The 19261-nt window shown below is 58.0% G+C and carries 19 protein-coding genes and 4 tRNA genes; 19 read left to right on the top strand and 4 right to left on the bottom strand.

Annotated elements, in window-relative coordinates; translation table 11 throughout:
• The first annotated feature begins 28 nt into the window (after positions 1-28).
• The 3 genes from RE418_RS02245 to chbG all read left to right on the top strand — a co-directional run bounded on the left by RE418_RS02245 (position 29) and on the right by chbG (position 3188).
• The gene (locus RE418_RS02245) at positions 29-1414 is read left to right on the top strand and encodes a glycoside hydrolase family 1 protein (RefSeq protein ID WP_043135812.1); all 1386 of its coding nucleotides are present in this window, start codon (positions 29-31) and stop codon (positions 1412-1414) included.
• A 15-nt stretch (positions 1415-1429) separates the two neighbouring features.
• Positions 1430-2278 (top strand): transcriptional regulator ChbR, encoded by an 849-nt coding sequence (gene chbR / locus RE418_RS02240; RefSeq protein ID WP_043135810.1) that lies wholly within the window; start codon positions 1430-1432, stop codon positions 2276-2278.
• Positions 2279-2426: 148 nt separating this feature from the next.
• Positions 2427-3188: a chitin disaccharide deacetylase gene (gene chbG / locus RE418_RS02235; RefSeq protein ID WP_043135808.1), complete on the top strand. Its 762-nt coding sequence runs from the start codon at positions 2427-2429 to the stop codon at positions 3186-3188.
• A gap of 9 nt (positions 3189-3197) precedes the next feature.
• On the opposite strand, the gene RE418_RS02230 is transcribed toward chbG, so the two are convergent.
• On the bottom strand, positions 3198-4577 hold the full coding sequence (locus RE418_RS02230) for an MFS transporter (protein WP_043135805.1): 1380 nt from the start codon (positions 4575-4577) through the stop codon (positions 3198-3200).
• Positions 4578-4820: 243 nt separating this feature from the next.
• Between RE418_RS02230 and pncC the strand changes: the two genes are divergently transcribed.
• The 3 genes from pncC (at position 4821) to recX (ending at position 7058) form a co-directional block, all read left to right on the top strand.
• Positions 4821-5309 carry a nicotinamide-nucleotide amidase gene (gene pncC, locus RE418_RS02225; protein ID WP_025301633.1) on the top strand — a complete coding sequence of 163 codons (489 nt, stop codon included), beginning with the start codon at positions 4821-4823 and terminating at the stop codon, positions 5307-5309.
• Positions 5310-5420: 111 nt separating this feature from the next.
• Positions 5421-6485 (top strand): recombinase RecA, encoded by a 1065-nt coding sequence (recA, locus tag RE418_RS02220; RefSeq protein WP_004932541.1) that lies wholly within the window; start codon positions 5421-5423, stop codon positions 6483-6485.
• Positions 6486-6545: 60 nt separating this feature from the next.
• The gene (recX, locus tag RE418_RS02215) at positions 6546-7058 is read left to right on the top strand and encodes a recombination regulator RecX (protein WP_043135802.1); all 513 of its coding nucleotides are present in this window, start codon (positions 6546-6548) and stop codon (positions 7056-7058) included.
• A 40-nt stretch (positions 7059-7098) separates the two neighbouring features.
• On the opposite strand, the gene RE418_RS02210 is transcribed toward recX, so the two are convergent.
• The gene (locus RE418_RS02210) at positions 7099-7242 is read right to left on the bottom strand and encodes a hypothetical protein (RefSeq protein WP_162180460.1); all 144 of its coding nucleotides are present in this window, start codon (positions 7240-7242) and stop codon (positions 7099-7101) included.
• Here RE418_RS02210 and alaS point away from each other — a divergent pair.
• The 10 genes from alaS (at position 7192) to luxS (ending at position 14499) form a co-directional block, all read left to right on the top strand.
• A complete protein-coding gene (gene alaS / locus RE418_RS02205) occupies positions 7192-9819 on the top strand; it encodes an alanine--tRNA ligase (protein ID WP_043135799.1) in 2628 nt (875 codons plus the stop codon). The two genes, RE418_RS02210 and alaS, sit on opposite strands and share 51 nt — an antisense overlap.
• A gap of 252 nt (positions 9820-10071) precedes the next feature.
• Entirely contained in the window at positions 10072-10257 is a 186-nt protein-coding gene (gene csrA, locus RE418_RS02200; RefSeq protein ID WP_004091602.1) for a carbon storage regulator CsrA, read from the top strand.
• Positions 10258-10567: 310 nt separating this feature from the next.
• Positions 10568-10660: transfer RNA gene (locus tag RE418_RS02195), tRNA-Ser, on the top strand.
• Between the two features lie 3 nt (positions 10661-10663).
• Positions 10664-10740, top strand: a tRNA-Arg gene (locus RE418_RS02190).
• A 61-nt stretch (positions 10741-10801) separates the two neighbouring features.
• A tRNA-Arg gene (locus RE418_RS02185) sits at positions 10802-10878 on the top strand.
• A 54-nt stretch (positions 10879-10932) separates the two neighbouring features.
• A tRNA-Arg gene (locus RE418_RS02180) sits at positions 10933-11009 on the top strand.
• A 171-nt stretch (positions 11010-11180) separates the two neighbouring features.
• Complete coding sequence (yqaB, locus tag RE418_RS02175; RefSeq protein ID WP_025301636.1) at positions 11181-11747, top strand: fructose-1-phosphate/6-phosphogluconate phosphatase; 567 nt, start codon at positions 11181-11183, stop codon at positions 11745-11747.
• Complete coding sequence (locus tag RE418_RS02170) at positions 11744-12172, top strand: YqaA family protein (protein WP_004932520.1); 429 nt, start codon at positions 11744-11746, stop codon at positions 12170-12172. The genes yqaB and RE418_RS02170 overlap by 4 nt, the downstream gene beginning before the upstream one ends.
• 82 nt (positions 12173-12254) lie before the next feature.
• A complete protein-coding gene (gene gshA / locus RE418_RS02165; protein WP_043143899.1) occupies positions 12255-13817 on the top strand; it encodes a glutamate--cysteine ligase in 1563 nt (520 codons plus the stop codon).
• Positions 13818-13983: 166 nt separating this feature from the next.
• The gene (luxS, locus tag RE418_RS02160) at positions 13984-14499 is read left to right on the top strand and encodes an S-ribosylhomocysteine lyase (protein ID WP_019455133.1); all 516 of its coding nucleotides are present in this window, start codon (positions 13984-13986) and stop codon (positions 14497-14499) included.
• A 66-nt stretch (positions 14500-14565) separates the two neighbouring features.
• Here the strand turns inward: luxS and RE418_RS02155 are convergent, their stop codons facing one another.
• Both RE418_RS02155 and RE418_RS02150 read right to left on the bottom strand, forming a co-directional pair.
• A complete protein-coding gene (locus tag RE418_RS02155) occupies positions 14566-15855 on the bottom strand; it encodes an HlyC/CorC family transporter (protein WP_043143897.1) in 1290 nt (429 codons plus the stop codon).
• Positions 15856-15897: 42 nt separating this feature from the next.
• Positions 15898-16689 carry an inner membrane protein YpjD gene (locus RE418_RS02150; protein WP_004932506.1) on the bottom strand — a complete coding sequence of 264 codons (792 nt, stop codon included), beginning with the start codon at positions 16687-16689 and terminating at the stop codon, positions 15898-15900.
• Between the two features lie 169 nt (positions 16690-16858).
• Here RE418_RS02150 and ffh point away from each other — a divergent pair, with 169 nt between their 5' ends.
• From ffh to rimM, 3 genes are all read left to right on the top strand, one after another.
• Positions 16859-18220, top strand: coding sequence for a signal recognition particle protein (ffh, locus tag RE418_RS02145; protein WP_004932504.1), 1362 nt, complete (start codon positions 16859-16861; stop codon positions 18218-18220).
• 214 nt (positions 18221-18434) lie between these two features.
• The gene (rpsP, locus tag RE418_RS02140) at positions 18435-18683 is read left to right on the top strand and encodes a 30S ribosomal protein S16 (RefSeq protein WP_004932501.1); all 249 of its coding nucleotides are present in this window, start codon (positions 18435-18437) and stop codon (positions 18681-18683) included.
• A gap of 18 nt (positions 18684-18701) precedes the next feature.
• Positions 18702-19250, top strand: a complete 549-nt coding sequence (gene rimM / locus RE418_RS02135) for a ribosome maturation factor RimM (RefSeq protein ID WP_019455135.1) — start codon at positions 18702-18704, stop codon at positions 19248-19250.
• Positions 19251-19261 lie beyond the last annotated feature (11 nt).

Genomic DNA, 19261 nt, shown 5'->3' with positions numbered 1-19261 from the left:
GCGCGGCCGCCCCGCGAGGGACACGAGTATGGAATATCAATTTGCCGACGGGTTCTGGTGGGGCAGCGCCACCTCCGCGCCGCAGTCTGAAGGTGCGGCAGCGCGGGACGGCAAGAGTCGCAATATCTTCGATTATTGGTACGAGATCGCGCCCGAGCGCTTTCACGATCGGGTGGGGCCGGCCGAGGCCTCGACCTTTTACGACCATTTCCGTACCGATATCGGGCTGCTCAAAACGCTGGGCCACAATACCTTCAGAACCTCGATTTCGTGGTCGCGGCTGATCCCGGACGGCGACGGCGAGGTGAACCCGCAGGCGGTGGCCTTCTATAACGCGATGATCGACGAGCTGCTGGCGCAGGGCATCACCCCGTTTATCAATCTCTATCACTTCGATATGCCGCTGTGCATGCAGCAGCGCGGCGGCTGGGAAAACCGGGCAGTGGTCGAAGCCTATGCGCGTTATGCCGACATCTGCTTCGGTCTGTTTGGCGATCGGATCACCCACTGGTTCACCTTCAACGAGCCGATCGTGCCGGTGGAGGCCGGTTACCTGAATGACCTGCATTACCCTTGCGTGGTGGATTTCAAACGGGCGATCACCGTGGCGTATCACAGCGTACTGGCGCACGCCATGGCGGTGCAGCGTTTCAGAGCGCGCGGGCTGCCGGGGAGCATCGGCATTATTCTGAATCTGAGCCCGACCTATCCGCGCTCCGACGCGCCGGAGGATCGGCAGGCCGCATACGACGCCGATCTGCTGCTCAACCGCAGTTTCCTCGATCCGGTTGCCAAAGGGCGTTATCCGGCGGCGTTGCTGCACTTGCTGGAGCGCCATGGGCTGATGCCCTACTGCGAGCCGCAGGATGCGCAACTGATCGAAGGCGGCGTGGTGGATATCCTCGGCATCAATTACTACCAGCCGCGCAGGGTACAGGCGAAAGCGGGGCGTCGTGCCGAGGGGCCGATCGCATCGCCGGAGGATTTGTTCAGTTACTATGCAATGCCGGGCCGCAAAATCAATCCGCACCGCGGCTGGGAGATCTACGAGAAGGGGCTGTACGACATCCTGATGGATCTGAAAGAGAACTACGGCAATCTGCCTTGTTATATTTCCGAAAACGGCATGGGCGTCGAGGGCGAAGAGGCGTTTATCGGCGCCGATGGGCGGGTGGAGGACGATTACCGCATCGACTTTATTCGCGAGCATCTGAAGTGGCTGCACCGCGCGCTGGCGGAAGGCTCGCAGTGCAAGGGCTATCATCTGTGGACCTTTATCGACTGCTGGTCCTGGCTGAATGCCTACAAGAATCGTTATGGGCTGGTGCGGCTGGATCGGGCGGATCAGCGCCGCACCATCAAAAAAAGCGGCTACTGGTTTGCCGAGACGGCCAGACGCAACGGGTTTGACTAACGGGAGGCCGGCGCCGTGTCCGATAACCGAATTTCGCTGAGTGCCAACGACGTGAAGCTGATTCGCGAGCAGGATTTCTTTAACTGCAAAGACTTTCACCTGTTCATCTACAACAAGGTGGAAAGCGCCACCGGGCTGCATCAGCACGATTATTACGAGTTCACCATCGTGCTGAGCGGCAAATGTTATCAGGAGATCAACGGCAAGCGGGTGCTGCTGGAACGCGGGGATTTCGTCTTTATCCCTATCGGCTCCTACCACCAGAGCTTTTACGAGTTCGGCGCGACGAAAATCTTCAACGTGGCGGTCAGCAAAGCGTTCTTTGAAGAGCACTATTTGCAGCAGCTGCCGCGTTGCTTTGTCGCCTCGCAGGCCTACAGCCTGAGAAGCGAGTTCTTGGCCTACATCGAGTCGGTGGTGAGTTCGCCACAGTTTCGCGAGGATGACTTCGCCGAATTTCTCGAAACGCTGACCTTCTATGTGATCAGCCGTATTCGTCACTATAAAGAAGACAATGACGGCGGCGATGATATCCCGCAGTGGCTGAAGAACACCCTCGCCGGCATGCATGACAAGGCGATGTTCGGCGAAAGGGCGTTGGCGAACATGGTGGCGCTGTCGGGGAAAACCCAGGAATATCTGACCCGGGCGATGCGGCGCTACTACCAGAAGACGCCGATGCAGGTGATCAACGAGATCCGCATCAACTTCGCCAAGACGCAGTTGGAGGTCACCAACTATTCAGTTTCCGATATCGCCTTTGATTCTGGCTATGGCGACGTCAGTCTGTTCATTAAAAACTTCAAGCGGCTCACCGACGTGACCCCAGGCAACTACCGAAAAAAGTGTTACGGCCCTCTTTAGGGCCGCTCCCGATCAGTATTAACGCCGATATGCCGATGAGCTTTAGGCCGCCGGCCGGTTAATCATTCGATTTTTACCTTCGAGAAGGGGAATGCCGCGCCGGTCGGTCGGCCTTTCCTTGCCGAAAATTCATCCTGCGGGAGCCATTATGGAAAAACTACTGATCGTGAATGCCGACGACTTCGGCCTGAGCAAAGGACAGAACTACGGTGTCGTCGAGGCGTATCAGCATGGCGTCGTTTCCTCCACCACGGCGATGGTGAACGGCGGCGGCGCGGAGCATGCTGCAGCGCTCAGCCGGCAATATCCCGGATTGCCGATCGGGCTGCATTTCGTTTTGACCCATGGCAGGCCGCTGGGCGCCATGCCTTCGCTGGTCAATGAGCATGGCGAGCTGGGCAAATGGCTGTGGCACCGCGCCGAGGCCGGCGAGCTGCAGCTGGACGAGATTCAGGAGGAGCTGCAGCGCCAGTTCACGCGGTTTGTGACGCTGTTCGGCAGGGCGCCAACGCACATCGACAGCCACCACCATGTGCATATGCAGCTGCAGATTTACCCGCTGGTGGAGGCGTTTGCGCAGGCACAGGGTCTGCCGCTGCGCCTCGATCGCGAAGAGGCGAAACGGCGCGGTATTGCGTTGCAGACGCCCTACAGCACCGACGCGTTTGACGCGGGATTCTACGGTGAAACGATTTCCGAAGCCTTGTTCCTGCAGAGGTTGGCGCGCGCCGACGCGCAGGGCGCCGAGTCATTGGAAATGATGTGCCACCCGGCGTTCCTCGATGCGACGATCCTGCAGAGCAAATACTGCCACCCGCGCCTCGTCGAGCTGGATGTGTTGACAGCGCCGACGCTGAAAGCGGCGATCGCCGAACGCGGTTTTATGCTGGGCTCTTTCCAGGATCTGTAGCACCACCGTTTACAGCATGGCGTGCGCCTTTTTCAGGCCGGTGTCCTCTTGCGGATCGGCTCCCTGAGGCAAGGGTTCCTCCTCCTGTTCTTCGGGCTGCGGCTCCTCGACATCGGGCGCCGCTTCCGGCGGCGGCATGGTGTCGTGAATGATCTGCTCATCGAAGGTCGGATTGAGCGCCGGCGACAGCGGTGAACTGGCGAGGCTGTCTGGCAGCGCAATGTGCGGCACCGGCGCGTCCTGTGCCAGCTGCGGTTCCTCCGCTTTCGCCGTACGGCCGAGGGCCGCCAGCAGTACGCCGCACAGAGCGAAGAAGGCGTACAGGATATTGCCGCCAAGCGGCTCGATCAGCGCGCCGACCGCCAACGGCCCGATGCTGGCGCCGACGCCGAACGCCATCAGCAGACAGGCGGCCAGCGAGACGCGGCGCTCCGGCTCGATCAGATCGTTGGCCAATGCCACCACCAGCGGATAGAGCGTAAACTGCAGCATGCTGACGACGAACCCCACCGCCAGCAGCAGCGGGAAATCGATGTGCGGCAGCAGCGCCAGCGGCAGCGCCGCCACGATCAGCAAAATGGCGTTGAAGCGCATCAGCAACGGGCGGTTATAGCGATCCGACAGCCAACTGAGCGGGAACTGCGCCACCAACCCGGCGAAGATGGCCAGCGCCATGAACAGGCCGGTTTGCTGAGTGGTTAAGGATTGCAGGCTGGCGTAGACCGGCGCCAGGCCGTAAAACGAGCCCACCACCATGCCGATCACCAACGTGGTGGCCAGCACCTTGGGAATGGCGCCGACAAAGTAACGCAGCTCCATCGGGGCCGGCGACATGTGGCGCGCATTGGTGCGGGTGGTGAGAGCGATCGGCACCAGACAGAGCGCGAAACACAGTGCGATCACCAGCAGCGTGGTGATGCCCAGATTGCTTTGCAGCATCAGCACGATCTGGCCCAGCGACATGCCGAGATAGGTCGCCGCCATATAGAAGCCGAACACCATGCCGCGCTGGTTGGATTCCGCCTGGTCGTTCAGCCAGCTTTCCAGCACCATATACTGGCACATCATGCACAGCCCGATCACCAGACGCAGCGCGACCCAGGCGGGAATGAACTCCGTCAGGCCGTGCCCCAGCACCGCGGCGGTGATGATGCCGGCGCAGGCCACGTAGGCGCGGATATGCCCGACGCGGGCGATGAGAAAGTGGCCGACCTTGCCGCCGATCACCAACCCGATGTAGTTGGCGGCGATGATAGCGCCGATCAACGCGCTGCTGACGTGGATGGAGGTCAGCCGCAGCGAGACGTAGGTGGTGAGCAGGCCCGAGCCCAACAGCAGCAGCAGGGTGGTGGTGTACAACGGCAAAAATACGCCCAACGTTTTTTTCACGCTATCATCCTAATCTCTTCTGGTGCGCCCTGAGGCCGCCGCCGCAGCGTGCCGCCTCCGTGATGTTCCTTGTGCTGGTGCGCCGCCGCTCGATGGGGCGCTTCTTTTGATACTAGCAGCTTGGCTGGGCGCTTAAAACCGCACCTCCTGCGAGGCGCTGCGCATTTCTGCGCGCCAGCCGCTGCAGCGCCTTGATAAATGCTACTATCGGGCGCATATACCTGAATTCGCGAGGGAGGGATTATGAGTGAAAACCAACTGCGTCAGCTCAGCGTGCTGGCAGGGGAGAAACTGAAGGCTCAGGGCCGCTGGATCACCTGTGCGGAATCCTGCACCGGGGGGGGGATCGCCAAGGCCATTACCGATATCGCCGGCAGCTCCGCCTATTTCGATCGCGGTTTCGTCACCTACAGCAATGCGGCAAAGCATGACCTGCTGGGGGTGAACGAAGCGACGTTGGCGGCGCACGGCGCGGTCAGCGAAGAGGTGGTGCGCGAGATGGCGATAGGGGCGCTGCGTGCGGCGCAGGCCGATCTGGCGCTGTCGGTGAGCGGCATCGCCGGCCCGGACGGCGGCAGCGCGGAAAAGCCGGTCGGCACCGTGTGGTTCGGTTTCGCCGGCAGCGATGGCCGGGGGCTGTCGCGCAAGATGCAATTCGAGGGCGACCGCGATGCGGTGCGGCTGCAGGCGACGATTTTCGCGCTGCAAACCGCCATCGACGAATTTTTGTAAATTAGGCTTGATACTGTATGACCATACAGTATAATTAGTGACATTTCCTGCACAACATACATTCAGTGGCAGTGTGGGGTAACACCGGCATTGCGAAACGAAGGAGCAAAAATGGCTATTGATGAGAACAAGCAAAAGGCGTTAGCTGCAGCACTGGGCCAGATTGAGAAACAGTTCGGCAAAGGCTCCATCATGCGCCTGGGTGAAGACCGCTCCATGGACGTGGAAACGATCTCCACCGGCTCACTGTCACTCGATATCGCTCTGGGCGCCGGCGGCCTGCCGATGGGCCGCATCGTCGAAATCTACGGCCCGGAATCGTCCGGTAAAACTACCCTGACGCTGCAGGTGATCGCCGCTGCGCAGCGCGAAGGCAAAACCTGTGCGTTCATTGATGCTGAGCATGCGCTGGATCCTATCTATGCGAAAAAGCTGGGCGTTGATATCGACAACCTGCTGTGCTCCCAGCCGGACACCGGCGAGCAGGCGCTGGAAATCTGTGATGCGCTGACCCGCTCCGGCGCGGTTGACGTCATCATCGTCGACTCCGTGGCGGCGCTGACGCCGAAGGCGGAAATCGAGGGTGAAATCGGCGATTCGCACATGGGTCTGGCGGCGCGCATGATGAGCCAGGCGATGCGTAAGCTGGCCGGCAACCTGAAAAACGCCAATACCCTGCTGATCTTCATCAACCAGATCCGTATGAAGATCGGCGTGATGTTCGGCAACCCGGAAACCACCACCGGTGGTAACGCCCTGAAGTTCTACGCTTCGGTACGCCTGGATATCCGTCGTATCGGCGCCATCAAAGAGGGCGACGAAGTGGTGGGCAGCGAAACCCGCGTGAAAGTGGTGAAGAACAAAATTGCTGCGCCGTTCAAACAAGCTGAATTCCAAATCATGTACGGCGAAGGCATCAACAGCCGTGGCGAGCTGGTCGATCTGGGCGTGAAGCACAAGATGATCGAAAAAGCCGGCGCCTGGTACAGCTATAACGGCGAGAAGATCGGTCAGGGCAAGGCGAACGCCTGTAACTTCCTGAAAGAAAACCCGGCTATCGCCGCCGAGCTGGATAAGAAACTGCGCGACCTGCTGCTGCACAGCGGCGGTGAGCTGGTGGCTGCCTCCGGTGACGACTTCGAAGATGACGAAGCGGAAACCAGCGAGCAGTTTTAATCGCTGAAGATGTGCGCCGCCGTTTATGTGGCGCACATCCCCTGAATTCAGGCTCAAATGATGAATGACTTGCTAAGCCGCGCCATGCGCCTGCTGTCGCAACGCGATCATAGTGAAGCTGAACTGCGCCGCAAACTTGCGGCGCAGCCGTTTGTGGCGAAGGCCCGTTTTGGCGGCAAGGGACCACATGCGCCGGCATCACCGCCGGTGGCTGAAGAGCCGGTAGATCCTGCGCTGATCGAGCAGGTTATCGCCTACTGTTATCAGCATAATTGGCTGGACGATAAGCGTTTCGCCCACAGTTACATTGGCAGCCGCAGCCGCAAAGGTTACGGCGCGCAGCGCATCCGCAGCGAACTGATGCAAAAGGGCGTCGACAAAGCGCTGGTACAGGACGCGCTGGCGGAATGCGACATCGACTGGTGTGAACAGGCGAAACAGGTGGCGCAGCGAAAATTTGGCGATGCGTTGCCAACTGACTGGAAAGAGAAAGCCAAAGTGCAGCGTTATCTGCTCTATCGCGGCTTTTTCCAGGAAGAAATTCAGTCAATTTACCGTGATTTTGCGCAATGAGCGCACACGGGGTTTTACTTCCCTCTGAAGAAAATTTATCTTATCCCCACTTTTTGTTCGTGAGCTGGTTGTCATCGTCGGGATGACGCGCCACCGGCTCACGTGTCGTTATTCTAGCCTTTCCAGGAAAATTATGAGCAAGAGCACCGCTGAGATCCGTCAAGCGTTTCTCGATTTCTTTCATAGTAAGGGTCATCAGGTTGTAGCAAGCAGCTCCCTGGTGCCTAACAATGATCCGACATTGCTGTTTACCAATGCCGGCATGAACCAATTTAAGGATGTTTTCCTGGGGCTCGACAAACGCGCCTATTCCCGCGCCACTACCTCGCAGCGCTGCGTGCGCGCAGGCGGCAAGCATAACGACCTGGAAAACGTCGGGTATACCGCTCGTCACCACACCTTCTTTGAAATGCTGGGCAACTTCAGCTTCGGCGATTACTTCAAGCACGACGCGATCAGCTACGCGTGGGAACTGCTGACCGGTGAAAACTGGTTCAACCTGCCGAAAGAGCGACTGTGGGTCACCGTGTATGAAACCGATGACGAAGCATTCGACATCTGGCAGAAGCAAATCGGCGTACCGGCCGAGCGCATTATCCGCATCGGCGACAACAAGGGCGCGCCTTTCGCTTCCGATAACTTCTGGCAGATGGGCGATACCGGCCCATGCGGCCCGTGCACCGAGATTTTCTACGATCACGGCGATCACATCTGGGGTGGTCCTCCGGGCAGCCCGGAAGAAGACGGCGATCGCTACATCGAGATCTGGAACATCGTTTTCATGCAGTTCAACCGTCAGTCCGACGGCACCATGTTGCCGCTGCCGAAACCTTCGGTGGATACCGGTATGGGCCTGGAACGCATCGCGGCGGTGTTGCAGCATGTGAACTCCAACTATGAGATCGACCTGTTCCGCACCCTGATTGCCGCCGTGGCGAAAGTGACCGGTGCGACCGATCTGGACAATAAATCTCTGCGCGTTATCGCCGACCACATCCGTTCCTGCGCCTTCCTGGTGTCTGACGGCGTGATCCCGTCTAACGAAAACCGCGGCTACGTGCTGCGTCGCATCATTCGTCGTGCGATCCGCCATGGCAACATGCTGGGCGCGAAAGACACCTTCTTCTACAAGCTGGTGGCGCCGCTGATCGAAGTGATGGGCCCGGCGGCCGATGAACTGAAACGCCAGCAGTCGCTGGTGGAGCAGGTGCTGAAAACCGAAGAAGAGCAGTTTGCCCGTACGCTGGAGCGTGGTCTGGCGCTGTTGGACGAAGAGCTGGCCAAGCTGCAGGGCGATACCCTGGACGGCGAAACCGCTTTCCGTCTGTACGATACCTACGGCTTCCCGGTGGACCTGACCGCTGACGTCTGCCGCGAGCGCGGTCTGAAAGTCGACGAAGCGGGCTTTGAAGAGGCGATGGAAGCACAGCGCCGCCGCGCGCGCGAATCCAGCGGTTTCGGCGCCGACTACAACAGCCTGATCCGTGTGGACGGCAGCAGCCAGTTCAGCGGCTACGATCACGACGAGCAGCAGGCGATGGTCATTGCGCTGTTCCGCGACGGCCAGCCGGTCGATCAGATCAACGCTGGCGAAGAGGCGGTGGTGGTGCTGGACGAGACGCCGTTCTACGGTGAATCCGGCGGCCAGGTCGGCGATAAAGGCGTGCTGAAAGCCGCAGGAGCCGAGTTTGTGGTCAACGACACCCAGAAATACGGTCAGGCTATCGGCCATCAAGGCAAGCTGGCGCAAGGTTCGCTGAAGCTGAACGATCGCGTGGACGCGCAGATCGACACTGAACGCCGCAACAGCATCCGCCTGAACCACTCCGCGACCCACCTGCTGCACGCTGCGCTGCGCCAAACGTTGGGCGAGCACGTTGCGCAGAAAGGCTCTCTGGTTAACGACAAATACCTGCGCTTCGACTTCTCGCATTTCGAAGCGATGAAGCCGGAACAAATTCGCACGGTGGAAGATCTGGTTAACCAGCAGGTGCGTCGTAACCTGCCGGTGCAGACCGAGCTGATGGCGTTGGAAGATGCCAAAGAGAAGGGTGCGATGGCGCTGTTCGGTGAGAAGTACGACGACAACGTTCGCGTGCTGACCATGGGCGACTTCTCCACCGAGCTGTGCGGCGGCACCCACGCCAGCCGCACCGGCGATATCGGCCTGTTCCGCATTCTGAGCGAGTCGGGCACCGCGGCGGGCATTCGCCGTATTGAAGCGGTAACCGGTGCTGGCGCTATCGCTACGCTGCATCAGCAAAGCGATTTGTTGCAAGACGTTGCACAGTTGGTGAAGGGCGATAGCAACAACCTGACCGATAAAGTGCGCTCGGTGCTCGATCGCACCCGCGTGCTGGAAAAAGAACTGCAGCAACTGAAAGATCAGCAGGCGGCGCAGGAGAGCGCGTCGCTGTCCAGTCAGGCGAAAGTGGTTAACGGCGTGAAGCTGTTGGTCAGCCAGTTGGACAATGTCGAAGCCAAAATGCTGCGCACTATGGTGGATGACCTGAAAAATCAATTGGGTTCGGCCATTATCGTGTTGGCGACGACGGCTGATGACAAAGTCAGCCTGGTCGCGGGCGTGACCAAGGATCTGACTGACCGCGTGAAAGCCGGCGAGTTGATCGGCAACGTGGCGCAGCAGGTCGGCGGCAAGGGCGGTGGTCGCCCTGATATGGCGATGGCGGGGGGGACGGATATCAACGCCCTGCCAGCGGCGTTAAACAGCGTAGAAGCCTGGGTGGCCTCGAAGCTGTGAACATAAATAAATAGCACGCACAAACGCCATAATACTTTGTTGATTATGGCGTTTTCATACTGTGCTAACACAATTTAGTTACAATTGCGGGAACAAAGTTTTTCAGGTCGGCTAAACTTACCATTATCTGAGGTGGGACCAAGTCTGCTTACACTTATTGTGGGTTGCGCGGCTTACGTTTTCACCACATATGATGGATAATGACGGGGAAACTGAGAGACCCGACTCTTTTAATCTTTCAAGGAGCAAAGAATGTTAATTCTGACTCGTCGAGTTGGTGAAACCCTCATGATTGGCGATGAGGTTACGGTCACTGTGCTAGGGGTAAAAGGCAACCAGGTGCGTATTGGTGTGAATGCCCCCAAAGAGGTTTCGGTTCACCGTGAAGAAATCTATCAGCGCATTCAGGCAGAGAAGTCTCAGCAGACGACTTACTGATTCCGAAGCAGCGTCTCGTTGCCAGACGAGACGCTACTGCATCGTTTTACCCACTTCTTTCGTTCTCCCCTCTCTTTTTCGTGATTATTTTCCCGGTGAGTTTCCTGCTTTGTTGCCACAGACGCTGCGGTTGCCTGTTGATAAAACGCCCTTTTTGCCGTGAAATCGCCCATGTTGGGTGTGAATTGTGCAAACGCGCATGAGTTGGGAAAAATTGTTTGACTTAAAAGTCGGAGAAAGTAATATGTGCGCCACGCAGTGCCGATGAGCTTCTCCAAAGCAAGTTAGGCACAATTCGAAAGAAGCGTATGGTGAGGTGGCCGAGAGGCTGAAGGCGCTCCCCTGCTAAGGGAGTATGCGGTCAAAAGCTGCATCCGGGGTTCGAATCCCCGCCTCACCGCCATTTGCATCCATAGCTCAGCTGGATAGAGTACTCGGCTACGAACCGAGCGGTCGGAGGTTCGAATCCTCCTGGATGCACCATATTTTGCAGTATGGTGGGGTAGTAACAACGTACCATACGGTATCAAAAAAGAATTCCTGTGCATCCATAGCTCAGCTGGATAGAGTACTCGGCTACGAACCGAGCGGTCGGAGGTTCGAATCCTCCTGGATGCACCATTCTTTCTGTCGTGTTTCGTTAGCGAAGCAGGCAAGCAGTAAAAAAATAGACATGCATCCATAGCTCAGCTGGATAGAGTACTCGGCTACGAACCGAGCGGTCGGAGGTTCGAATCCTCCTGGATGCACCATCTAAGAGAAACCCGCCTCGGCGGGTTTTTCGCTTTTCAGCCTTTATCTATCTCCCCCCTTTCCCCTTTGTGCACGATTAGGCACAGCACATTCCGCTATGACGCAGTCAGCGACAACCCATCGGCTTTACGCTAAAGTAGTTTTCTTTCCTCAACGATCATGGAGTAACGATGTACGACCGCTATCAGGGTCTTATTTTCGACATGGACGGCACGATTCTGGACACCGAGCCAACGCACCGTAAAGCGTGGCATGAAGTGCTGTCCCGTTATGGCATGACGTTTGATGAAACGGCCATGGTGGCGCTGAGCGGTTCGCCGACCTGGCGCATCGCTCAGGCGATTATCGCCAGCCATCAGGCCGACCTCGATCCCCATCACCTGGCGGCGGAGAAAACCCGCGCGGTGGAAGCGATGCTGCTGGATAGCGTGCGTCCATTGCCGCTGATCGAGGTGGTGAAGTCCTATCACGGCCGCCGTCCGATGGCGGTCGGTACCGGCAGCGAGCACCGCATGGCTGAAATGCTGCTGCGTCATCTCGGCCTGTTCGACTGCTTCGACGCGATCGTCGGCGCGGACGACGTACAGCGCCATAAACCGGAGCCGGATACCTTCTTACGCTGTGCTGAACTGATCGGCGTGCCGCCGGAAAAATGCGTGGTGTTTGAAGATGCCGAATTTGGCATTCAGGCGGCGAAAAGTGCCGGTATGGCTGTGGTAGACGTCCGCACGCTGTGAGTAGTACGCTAGCCGTAATATCGTTATTTGGCAGTAGCTTCCTCAGTGCGACGCTGCTGCCGGGAAATTCAGAAATCGTTCTGGTCGCCTTGCTGACCCAGAGTCGCGTCTCGCCGGAATTGCTGGTATTGGCCGCGACCTTGGGCAACACGCTGGGCGGCTTGACCAATGTCATTATCGGGCGCCTGTTACCGGCGTTGAAACCACAGCGGGGGCTGGCAACGGCGCTCGGGTGGCTGCAACGCTTCGGCCCGGCTGCGCTGTTGCTCAGCTGGGTGCCGGTGGTGGGCGATTTGTTGTGCGTGTTGGCAGGTTGGCTGCGCATGCCCTGGGGCTCTGTCGCGCTGTTTCTGTGTATCGGAAAGGCGCTGCGTTACATCGTTTTGGCTATGATAACGGTACAGGGCATTGCCTGGTGGCAGTAACCAAGTGAATATAACTCAATATTCTCTCGGGTGCGGATTCAGTATGCTTACGAGTTATTGTTTTTAGAAGCGGGAGGTCAATTTGATCCCGGACGTATCACAGGCGCTTTCTTGGTTGGAAGCCCATCCTCAGGCATTAAAAGGCATTCGTCGCGGCATCGAGCGTGAAACGCTGCGAGTCACGCCGAACGGCACCTTGGCGACCACCGGGCATCCGGAAAAGCTGGGGGCGGCATTGACGCACCACTGGATCACCACGGACTTCGCCGAGGCGCTGTTAGAGTTTATTACGCCGGTTGATGACAATATCGATCACCTGCTGACGTTCCTGCGCGATATTCATCGCTACGTGGCGCGCAACATTGGCGATGAGCGCATGTGGCCGCTCAGCATGCCGTGTTTTATCGAAGCCGAGCAGGACATCGAGCTGGCGCAGTTCGGTTCGTCGAACATCGGCCGCATGAAGACGCTGTACCGTGAAGGGCTGAAGAATCGCTATGGCGCGCTGATGCAGACTATTTCCGGTGTGCACTACAACTTCTCGCTGCCGCTGGAATTTTGGCAGGCCTGGGCCGGCGTGCAGGACGCAGAAAGCGGTAAAGAGCAGATCTCGGCGGGGTATTTCCGCCTGATCCGCAACTATTATCGTTTCGGCTGGGTGATCCCATATCTGTTTGGCGCATCGCCGGCCATTTGTTCTTCGTTCCTCAAAGGGCGCGAGACCACTCTGCCGTTCGAGCGCACCGAGCAGGGGATGTGCTACCTGCCGTACGCCACCTCGCTGCGTCTGAGCGACCTGGGCTACACCAATAAGTCGCAGAGCAATTTGGGCATCACCTTCAACGATCTGCACAGCTATGTGGCCGGTCTGAAACGGGCGATTGCTACGCCTTCCGAAGAGTTCGCCAAGCTGGGCGTGAAAGAGGGCGATCGCTACCTGCAGCTGAACAGCAACGTGCTGCAAATCGAGAACGAGCTGTATGCGCCGATCCGGCCGAAGCGCGTGACCCAAAGCGGCGAGACACCGTCAGACGCGTTGCTGCGCGGCGGTATCGAATACATCGAAGTGCGTTCGCTGGATATCAACCCGTTCTCGCCGATCGGCGTGGATGCGGTGCAGGCGCGTTTCCTGGATCTGTTCCTGGTGTGGTGCGCGCTGGCCGATGCGCCGGAGATGAGCAGCGATGAACTGCTGTGCACGCGCAAGAACTGGAACCGGGTGATCCTCGAAGGGCGCAAGCCGGGCCAGACCATCGGCATCGGCTGTGGTGCCAGCCATGAGCCGCTGGAAAAAGTGGGTAAGGCGCTGTTCGCCGATCTGCGTCGGGTGGCGGAAGTGTTGGACGGCGAAGCCGGCAACCGTCAATACCAGCAGGTGTGCGATGAGCTGGTCGCCGCGTTCGACGATCCTGAGCTGACCTTCTCCGCGCGCATTCTGAAGGCGATGAAGGCGGAAGGCACTGGGCGCGTCGGTCTGCAGCTGGCGGAGCAGTATCGCCAGACGTTGCTGGAAGAACCGTTGGAAATCCTGAATGAGGCCGAGCTGGATAAAGAGCGGGAAGCCTCGTGGCAGCGCCAACGCGACATAGAAGCCAATGATACGCTAAGCTTTGAAGCGTTCCTGAAGCAAAACGGCGGAAGCTGAAAAAGAAAAAGGCCACATCAATGTGGCCAAATATGCATCTCTGATGACAGGGATGATGATAACAAATGCGCGTCTTTCACATACTCAGACTCGCAGGGTTGGAAAAGGTTTCCCGGTTAGGAAAAAAAGTTTCGAAATAAATGCTCTTTTACGAGGAGGTAGCGAAATGCCATTGCTGGATAGCTTTACCGTCGATCATACCCGTATGGCAGCTCCGGCTGTCCGCGTTGCAAAAACCATGAAAACGCCTCATGGCGATACCATCACGGTGTTTGATCTGCGCTTTTGCCGCCCGAACCTGGAAGTGATGCCCGAGCGCGGCATTCACACGCTGGAGCACCTGTTCGCCGGTTTTATGCGTGACCACCTGAACGGCCAGGGCGTGGAGATTATCGACATCTCCCCGATGGGCTGTCGTACCGGTTTCTACATGAGCCTGATCGGCGTGCCGGAAGAGCAGCGCGTTGCCGATGCCTGGAAAGCGGCAATGGCCGACGTGCTGAAAGTGACTGACCAGCGCAAAATCCCTGAGCTGAACGAATACCAGTGCGGCACTTACCATATGCACTCGCTGGAAGAAGCGCAGGAGATCGCCAAGCACATCCTGGATAACGACGTGGTGGTTAACCACAACGACGAGCTGGCGCTGCCGAAAGAGAAGCTGCAGGAACTGCATATCTAGCCGCGAGTTTCCCGCAGAGATAAAAAAAGACGCGATTTCGCGTCTTTTTTACGTTCTGGCCGGCGGTTAGTGATGGCCTACGCTGGACTGCAGCGAGGTGATCGGCGTGACTCGCACTTGTTTGATCATGTTGCCCTGCACGTCGAGAATGTCGATATCGTAGTGGCTGATACGCACCCGGGTGCCGATGTCGGGGATCTCTTCCAGCTCTTCCAGCAGCATACCGTTGACGGTACGGGCTTCATTGGCCGGCAAGGTCCAGTTGAAGGCCTTGTTCAGCTCGCGCACGTTGGCAGTGCCGTCGATCAAGACCGAACCGTCGCTCTGCGGCGTGACTTCTTCTGCCAGCGTCGGTGACATCGAGGTGGTGAAGTCGCCGACGATCTCTTCGAGAATGTCTTCCACCGTGACCAAGCCCTGAATGTCGCCGTACTCGTCGACCACGATGCCGACCTTCTCTTTATTGCGCTGGAATTTCACCAACTGAACGTTGAGCGGCGTGCCTTCCGGTACGAAGTAGATCTCATCGGCGGCGCGCAGCAGGTTCTCTTTGTTGAACTCTTTTTTCTCGGTCATCAGGCGGTAGGCTTCGCGCACGCGCAGCATGCCGATCGCATCGTCCAACGAGCTGCGATACAGCACGATGCGGCCGTGCGGCGAGTGGGTCAGCTGGCGCATGATCGACTTCCAGTCGTCGTTGACGTCGATGCCGACGATCTCGGTGCGCGGCACCATGATGTCGTTGACCGTCACCTTTTCCAGATCCAGCACCGAGATCAGCATGTCCTGATTGCGGCGTGAGATCTGCGACTGGGATTCGCGCACGATGGTACGCAGCTCATCCTTGCTGACGGCGTCGCTGATGCGCACGTTGGTGCGAATGCCGAACAGGCGCAAGGTCAGGCTGGTGATGCCGTTGAGCAGCCAGACCAGCGGGAACATCACCTTTTGCAACGGGGCCAGCAGGACGCTGCTGGGGAAGGCAATACGTTCCGGATAGAGGGCGGCGAAGGTCTTCGGCAGCACTTCGGCGAACAGCAGCACGGCGAAGGTCAGTATGCCGGTCGCGATCGCCACGCCGAGATCGCCATACAGCCGCATGCCGACGATGGTCGCCAGCGCCGAGGCGAGGATGTTGACCAGGTTGTTGCCGATCAGCACCAGGCCGATCAGCCGATCCGGTTTTTGCAGCAGCTTCTCCACCCGACGCGCCGAGCGGTTGCCCTGTTTGGACAGATGACGCAGGCGATAACGGTTGAGCGTCATCATGCCGGTTTCGGAGGCGGAGAAGTAAGCGGAGACCACGATCATGATCACCAGGATAATGATGAGGGTCCCCGTCGACACATGCTCCAATGCAGTATTCCTTATAGAGAGGGAGAATTGAGTCAGGCTGGCCTAGCGCACCATCACCTGCTGAATCAGACGGCTGCCGAAATAGGCGAGCGTCAGCAGGAAGGCGCCGGCGAAGCTGAACCAGACGACGCGGCGGCCGCGCCAGCCTTCATGGTAATGGCCCCACAACAGCACGATATACACGAACCAGGCCATGATCGACAGCACGGCTTTATGCACGTTCTCTTTGCTGAACAGGTTATCCATGTACAGCAGGCCGGTGCACAGGGTGAGCGTCAGCAGCACCACGCCGATCTGGGTGATATGGAACATCTTGCGCTCGATGCTCATCAGCGGCGGCATGTCGGCGCTGAAGGTCAGCTTCTTGTTTTTCAACAGGTAGTCGAGCCAGGCGAGCTGTAAGGCGTAGAGCGCGGCGATGATCAGGGTGGCGTAAGAGAATAGCGCCAGGCCGATATGCACCATCAATTCCGGGCTGGCCTCCAGGTGAGTGATGAACTCGCCGGGCATGAAGCTGGCGAAGGCCAGATTGATCATCGCGAAGCTGTAGACGATCGGCAGCAGGAACCAGCCGCGATCGCGTGAAGCGACGAAGGTCATCACCGAGCAGATGATCAGGCTGACGATAGAACCAATGTTCAGCAGGCTGAGATTCTGCCCGGCGCTGACGTCAAAGATGCGCTGCTGCAGCGCGATGGCGTGGCAAATCAGCGCCACCACCGCCGAGACGAGGGCCAGTCGACGGTATGCGCTGTTCTTCCGCAACAAGCTGGGAATGATCAGTCCAAGGCTGAGCAGGTAGGCCATCAAAGCCACAATGGAGAAAACTGGCATAGCGTTTAATTTTGCTTCGGCGTGGTTAATAGGAGTGTCAGTATAACGTTGCGCGCGTTTCACTCCAACCTATCTCCAACGCTGAGGCAGAGATCCTGCGCGCTTCGTGTTATCATCGGCGCAATTGTGTCGCCGGAGCGGCCTGTCATTACACGTTGAGCATGAGACGATGTTTGAAAATTTAACCGATCGATTGTCGCGCACGTTGCGCAATATCAGCGGCCGCGGGCGGCTGACCGAAGAGAATATCAAGGAAACCCTGCGTGAAGTGCGTATGGCATTGCTGGAAGCGGACGTTGCGCTGCCGGTGGTGCGCGACTTCATCAACCGTGTCAAAGAGAGCGCGGTTGGTCATGAAGTCAACAAGAGCCTGACGCCGGGGCAGGAGTTCGTCAAGATCGTCAAGGGCGAGCTGATCGCCGCGATGGGCGAAGTCAACACCGAGCTGAATCTGGCGGCCCAGCCGCCGGCGGTGGTGCTGATGGCGGGCCTGCAGGGCGCCGGTAAAACCACCAGCGTCGGTAAGCTCGGCAAGTTCCTGAAAGAAAAACAGAAGAAGAAAGTGTTGGTGGTTTCCGCGGACGTTTATCGCCCAGCGGCGATCAAACAGCTGGAAACGCTGGCGGAAGGCGTCGGCATCGATTTCTTCCCGTCTGACGTCAAAGAAAAACCGATCGACATCGTCAATCGCGCGCTGCAACAGGCCAAGCTGAAATTCTACGACGTACTGATCGTCGATACCGCCGGCCGTCTGCACGTTGACGAAGCGATGATGGACGAGATCAAACAGGTGCACGCGGCGATCAAGCCGGTGGAAACCCTGTTCGTGGTCGACGCCATGACCGGCCAGGACGCCGCCAATACCGCCAAGGCGTTTAACGAAGCGCTGCCGCTGACCGGCGTGGTGCTGACCAAGGTCGACGGCGATGCGCGCGGCGGTGCGGCGTTGTCCATCCGCCACATCACCGGCAAGCCGATCAAGTTCCTCGGCGTCGGCGAGAAGACCGAAGCGCTGGAGCCGTTCTATCCGGATCGCGTGGCGTCACGCATCCTGGGCATGGGCGACGTGCTGTCGCTGATCGAAGATATCGAAAGCAAGGTCGACCGCGAGCAGGCGGAGAAACTGGCCAACAAGCTGAAGAAGGGCGACGGTTTCGATCTGACCGACTTCCTGGAGCAGCTCAAGCAGATGCGCAACATGGGCGGTATGGCCAACATGTTGAGCAAGCTGCCGGGCGCGGGCCAACTGCCGGACAACGTCAAATCGCAGATGGATGACAAAGTGCTGGTGCGCATGGAGGCGATCATCAACTCGATGACGCTGAAAGAGCGCGCCAAACCTGAAATCATCAAGGGCTCGCGCAAGCGCCGCATCGCGATGGGGGCCGGCATGCAGGTGCAGGACGTCAACCGCTTGCTGAAGCAGTTCGACGAAATGCAGCGTATGATGAAGAAGATGAAGAAAGGCGGTATGGCGAAGATGATGCGCGGCATGAAAGGTATGATGCCACCGGGCTTCCCAGGCCGCTGATGGGCCTCCGCACGCTGAGTGCGGGCGCTTTCAGCATTCGCCGTTCGCGGTGAAAACCGCCCGAAATTTGACAGGCTGCAAAAGTTGTCCCCTGCGATCGACGCTTTAGATTGCTTTTTGCGCCAAAATGAGTAAAATTTTCGGGCTTTTTATATTGCAACCGGGCCCCGTCCCTCAATGGGGCCCGGCTGTTTTATTAACTAAAGAGGATGTTATGGTAACAATTCGTTTGGCACGTGGCGGCGCTAAAAAGCGTCCGTTCTATCAAGTAGTAGTGACCGACAGCCGCAACGCTCGTGATGGTCGTTTCATCGAGCGCGTTGGCTTCTTCAACCCGATCGCTTCCGGTCAGGCTGAAGCACTGCGTCTGGACCTGGACCGCATCGAGCACTGGGTTGGTCTGGGTGCAACCGTTTCTGATCGCGTTCACGCGCTGATCAAAGACGCTAAGAAAGCAGCTTAATCTGTCGCGGTGGTGGCAATGAGCAAGCAACTCAAACCGGTAGCGCCTAAGCAGCCGATTGTACTCGGTAAAATGGGGTCCGCTTACGGCATTCGTGGTTGGCTCAGAGTGTTTTCATCCACCGAGAACGCCGAAAGCATTTTTGACTATCAGCCGTGGTTTATCCAGCAGGCGGGTCAGTGGCAGCATATCGAGTTGGAAGACTGGAAGCGCCACAGTCAGGATCTGATCATCAAGGTCAAAGGCATTGACGATCGGGACGCGGCGAATCTGCTGACTAATCGCGAGATTATGGTGGATTCTGAGCAACTTCCTCCGCTGGAGGGTGACGATTACTACTGGAAAGACCTGATGGGCTGCCAGGTAGTCACCACCGCCGGCTACGAGCTGGGTAAAGTCATCGATATGATGGAAACCGGCTCGAACGATGTGATGGTTGTGAAAGCGAACCTGAAAGATGCGTTCGGCATGAAGGAGCGGTTGATTCCGTTTCTTCATGGGCAGGTTATCAAGAAAGTCGATCTCACTGCCCGCGTGATTGAGGCAGATTGGGATCCTGGTTTTTGACCCCCGGATCA

This window comes from Serratia sp. szju (genome assembly GCF_044594185.1).
Lineage (GTDB): Bacteria > Pseudomonadota > Gammaproteobacteria > Enterobacterales > Enterobacteriaceae > Serratia > Serratia bockelmannii.
This window is presented reverse-complemented; position numbering and strand designations above follow the sequence as displayed.

Coding starts and splice junctions, on each gene's coding strand:
- RE418_RS02245 (WP_043135812.1), top strand. CDS start 29: ATGGAATATCAATTTGCCGACGGGTTCTGGTGGGGCAGCGCCACCTCC.
- chbG (WP_043135808.1), top strand. CDS start 2,427: ATGGAAAAACTACTGATCGTGAATGCCGACGACTTCGGCCTGAGCAAA.
- pncC (WP_025301633.1), top strand. CDS start 4,821: ATGAGTGAAAACCAACTGCGTCAGCTCAGCGTGCTGGCAGGGGAGAAA.
- recA (WP_004932541.1), top strand. CDS start 5,421: ATGGCTATTGATGAGAACAAGCAAAAGGCGTTAGCTGCAGCACTGGGC.
- recX (WP_043135802.1), top strand. CDS start 6,546: ATGAATGACTTGCTAAGCCGCGCCATGCGCCTGCTGTCGCAACGCGAT.
- alaS (WP_043135799.1), top strand. CDS start 7,192: ATGAGCAAGAGCACCGCTGAGATCCGTCAAGCGTTTCTCGATTTCTTT.
- RE418_RS02210 (WP_162180460.1), bottom strand. CDS start 7,242: ATGAAAGAAATCGAGAAACGCTTGACGGATCTCAGCGGTGCTCTTGCT.
- csrA (WP_004091602.1), top strand. CDS start 10,072: ATGTTAATTCTGACTCGTCGAGTTGGTGAAACCCTCATGATTGGCGAT.
- yqaB (WP_025301636.1), top strand. CDS start 11,181: ATGTACGACCGCTATCAGGGTCTTATTTTCGACATGGACGGCACGATT.
- luxS (WP_019455133.1), top strand. CDS start 13,984: ATGCCATTGCTGGATAGCTTTACCGTCGATCATACCCGTATGGCAGCT.
- RE418_RS02150 (WP_004932506.1), bottom strand. CDS start 16,689: ATGCCAGTTTTCTCCATTGTGGCTTTGATGGCCTACCTGCTCAGCCTT.
- ffh (WP_004932504.1), top strand. CDS start 16,859: ATGTTTGAAAATTTAACCGATCGATTGTCGCGCACGTTGCGCAATATC.
- rpsP (WP_004932501.1), top strand. CDS start 18,435: ATGGTAACAATTCGTTTGGCACGTGGCGGCGCTAAAAAGCGTCCGTTC.
- rimM (WP_019455135.1), top strand. CDS start 18,702: ATGAGCAAGCAACTCAAACCGGTAGCGCCTAAGCAGCCGATTGTACTC.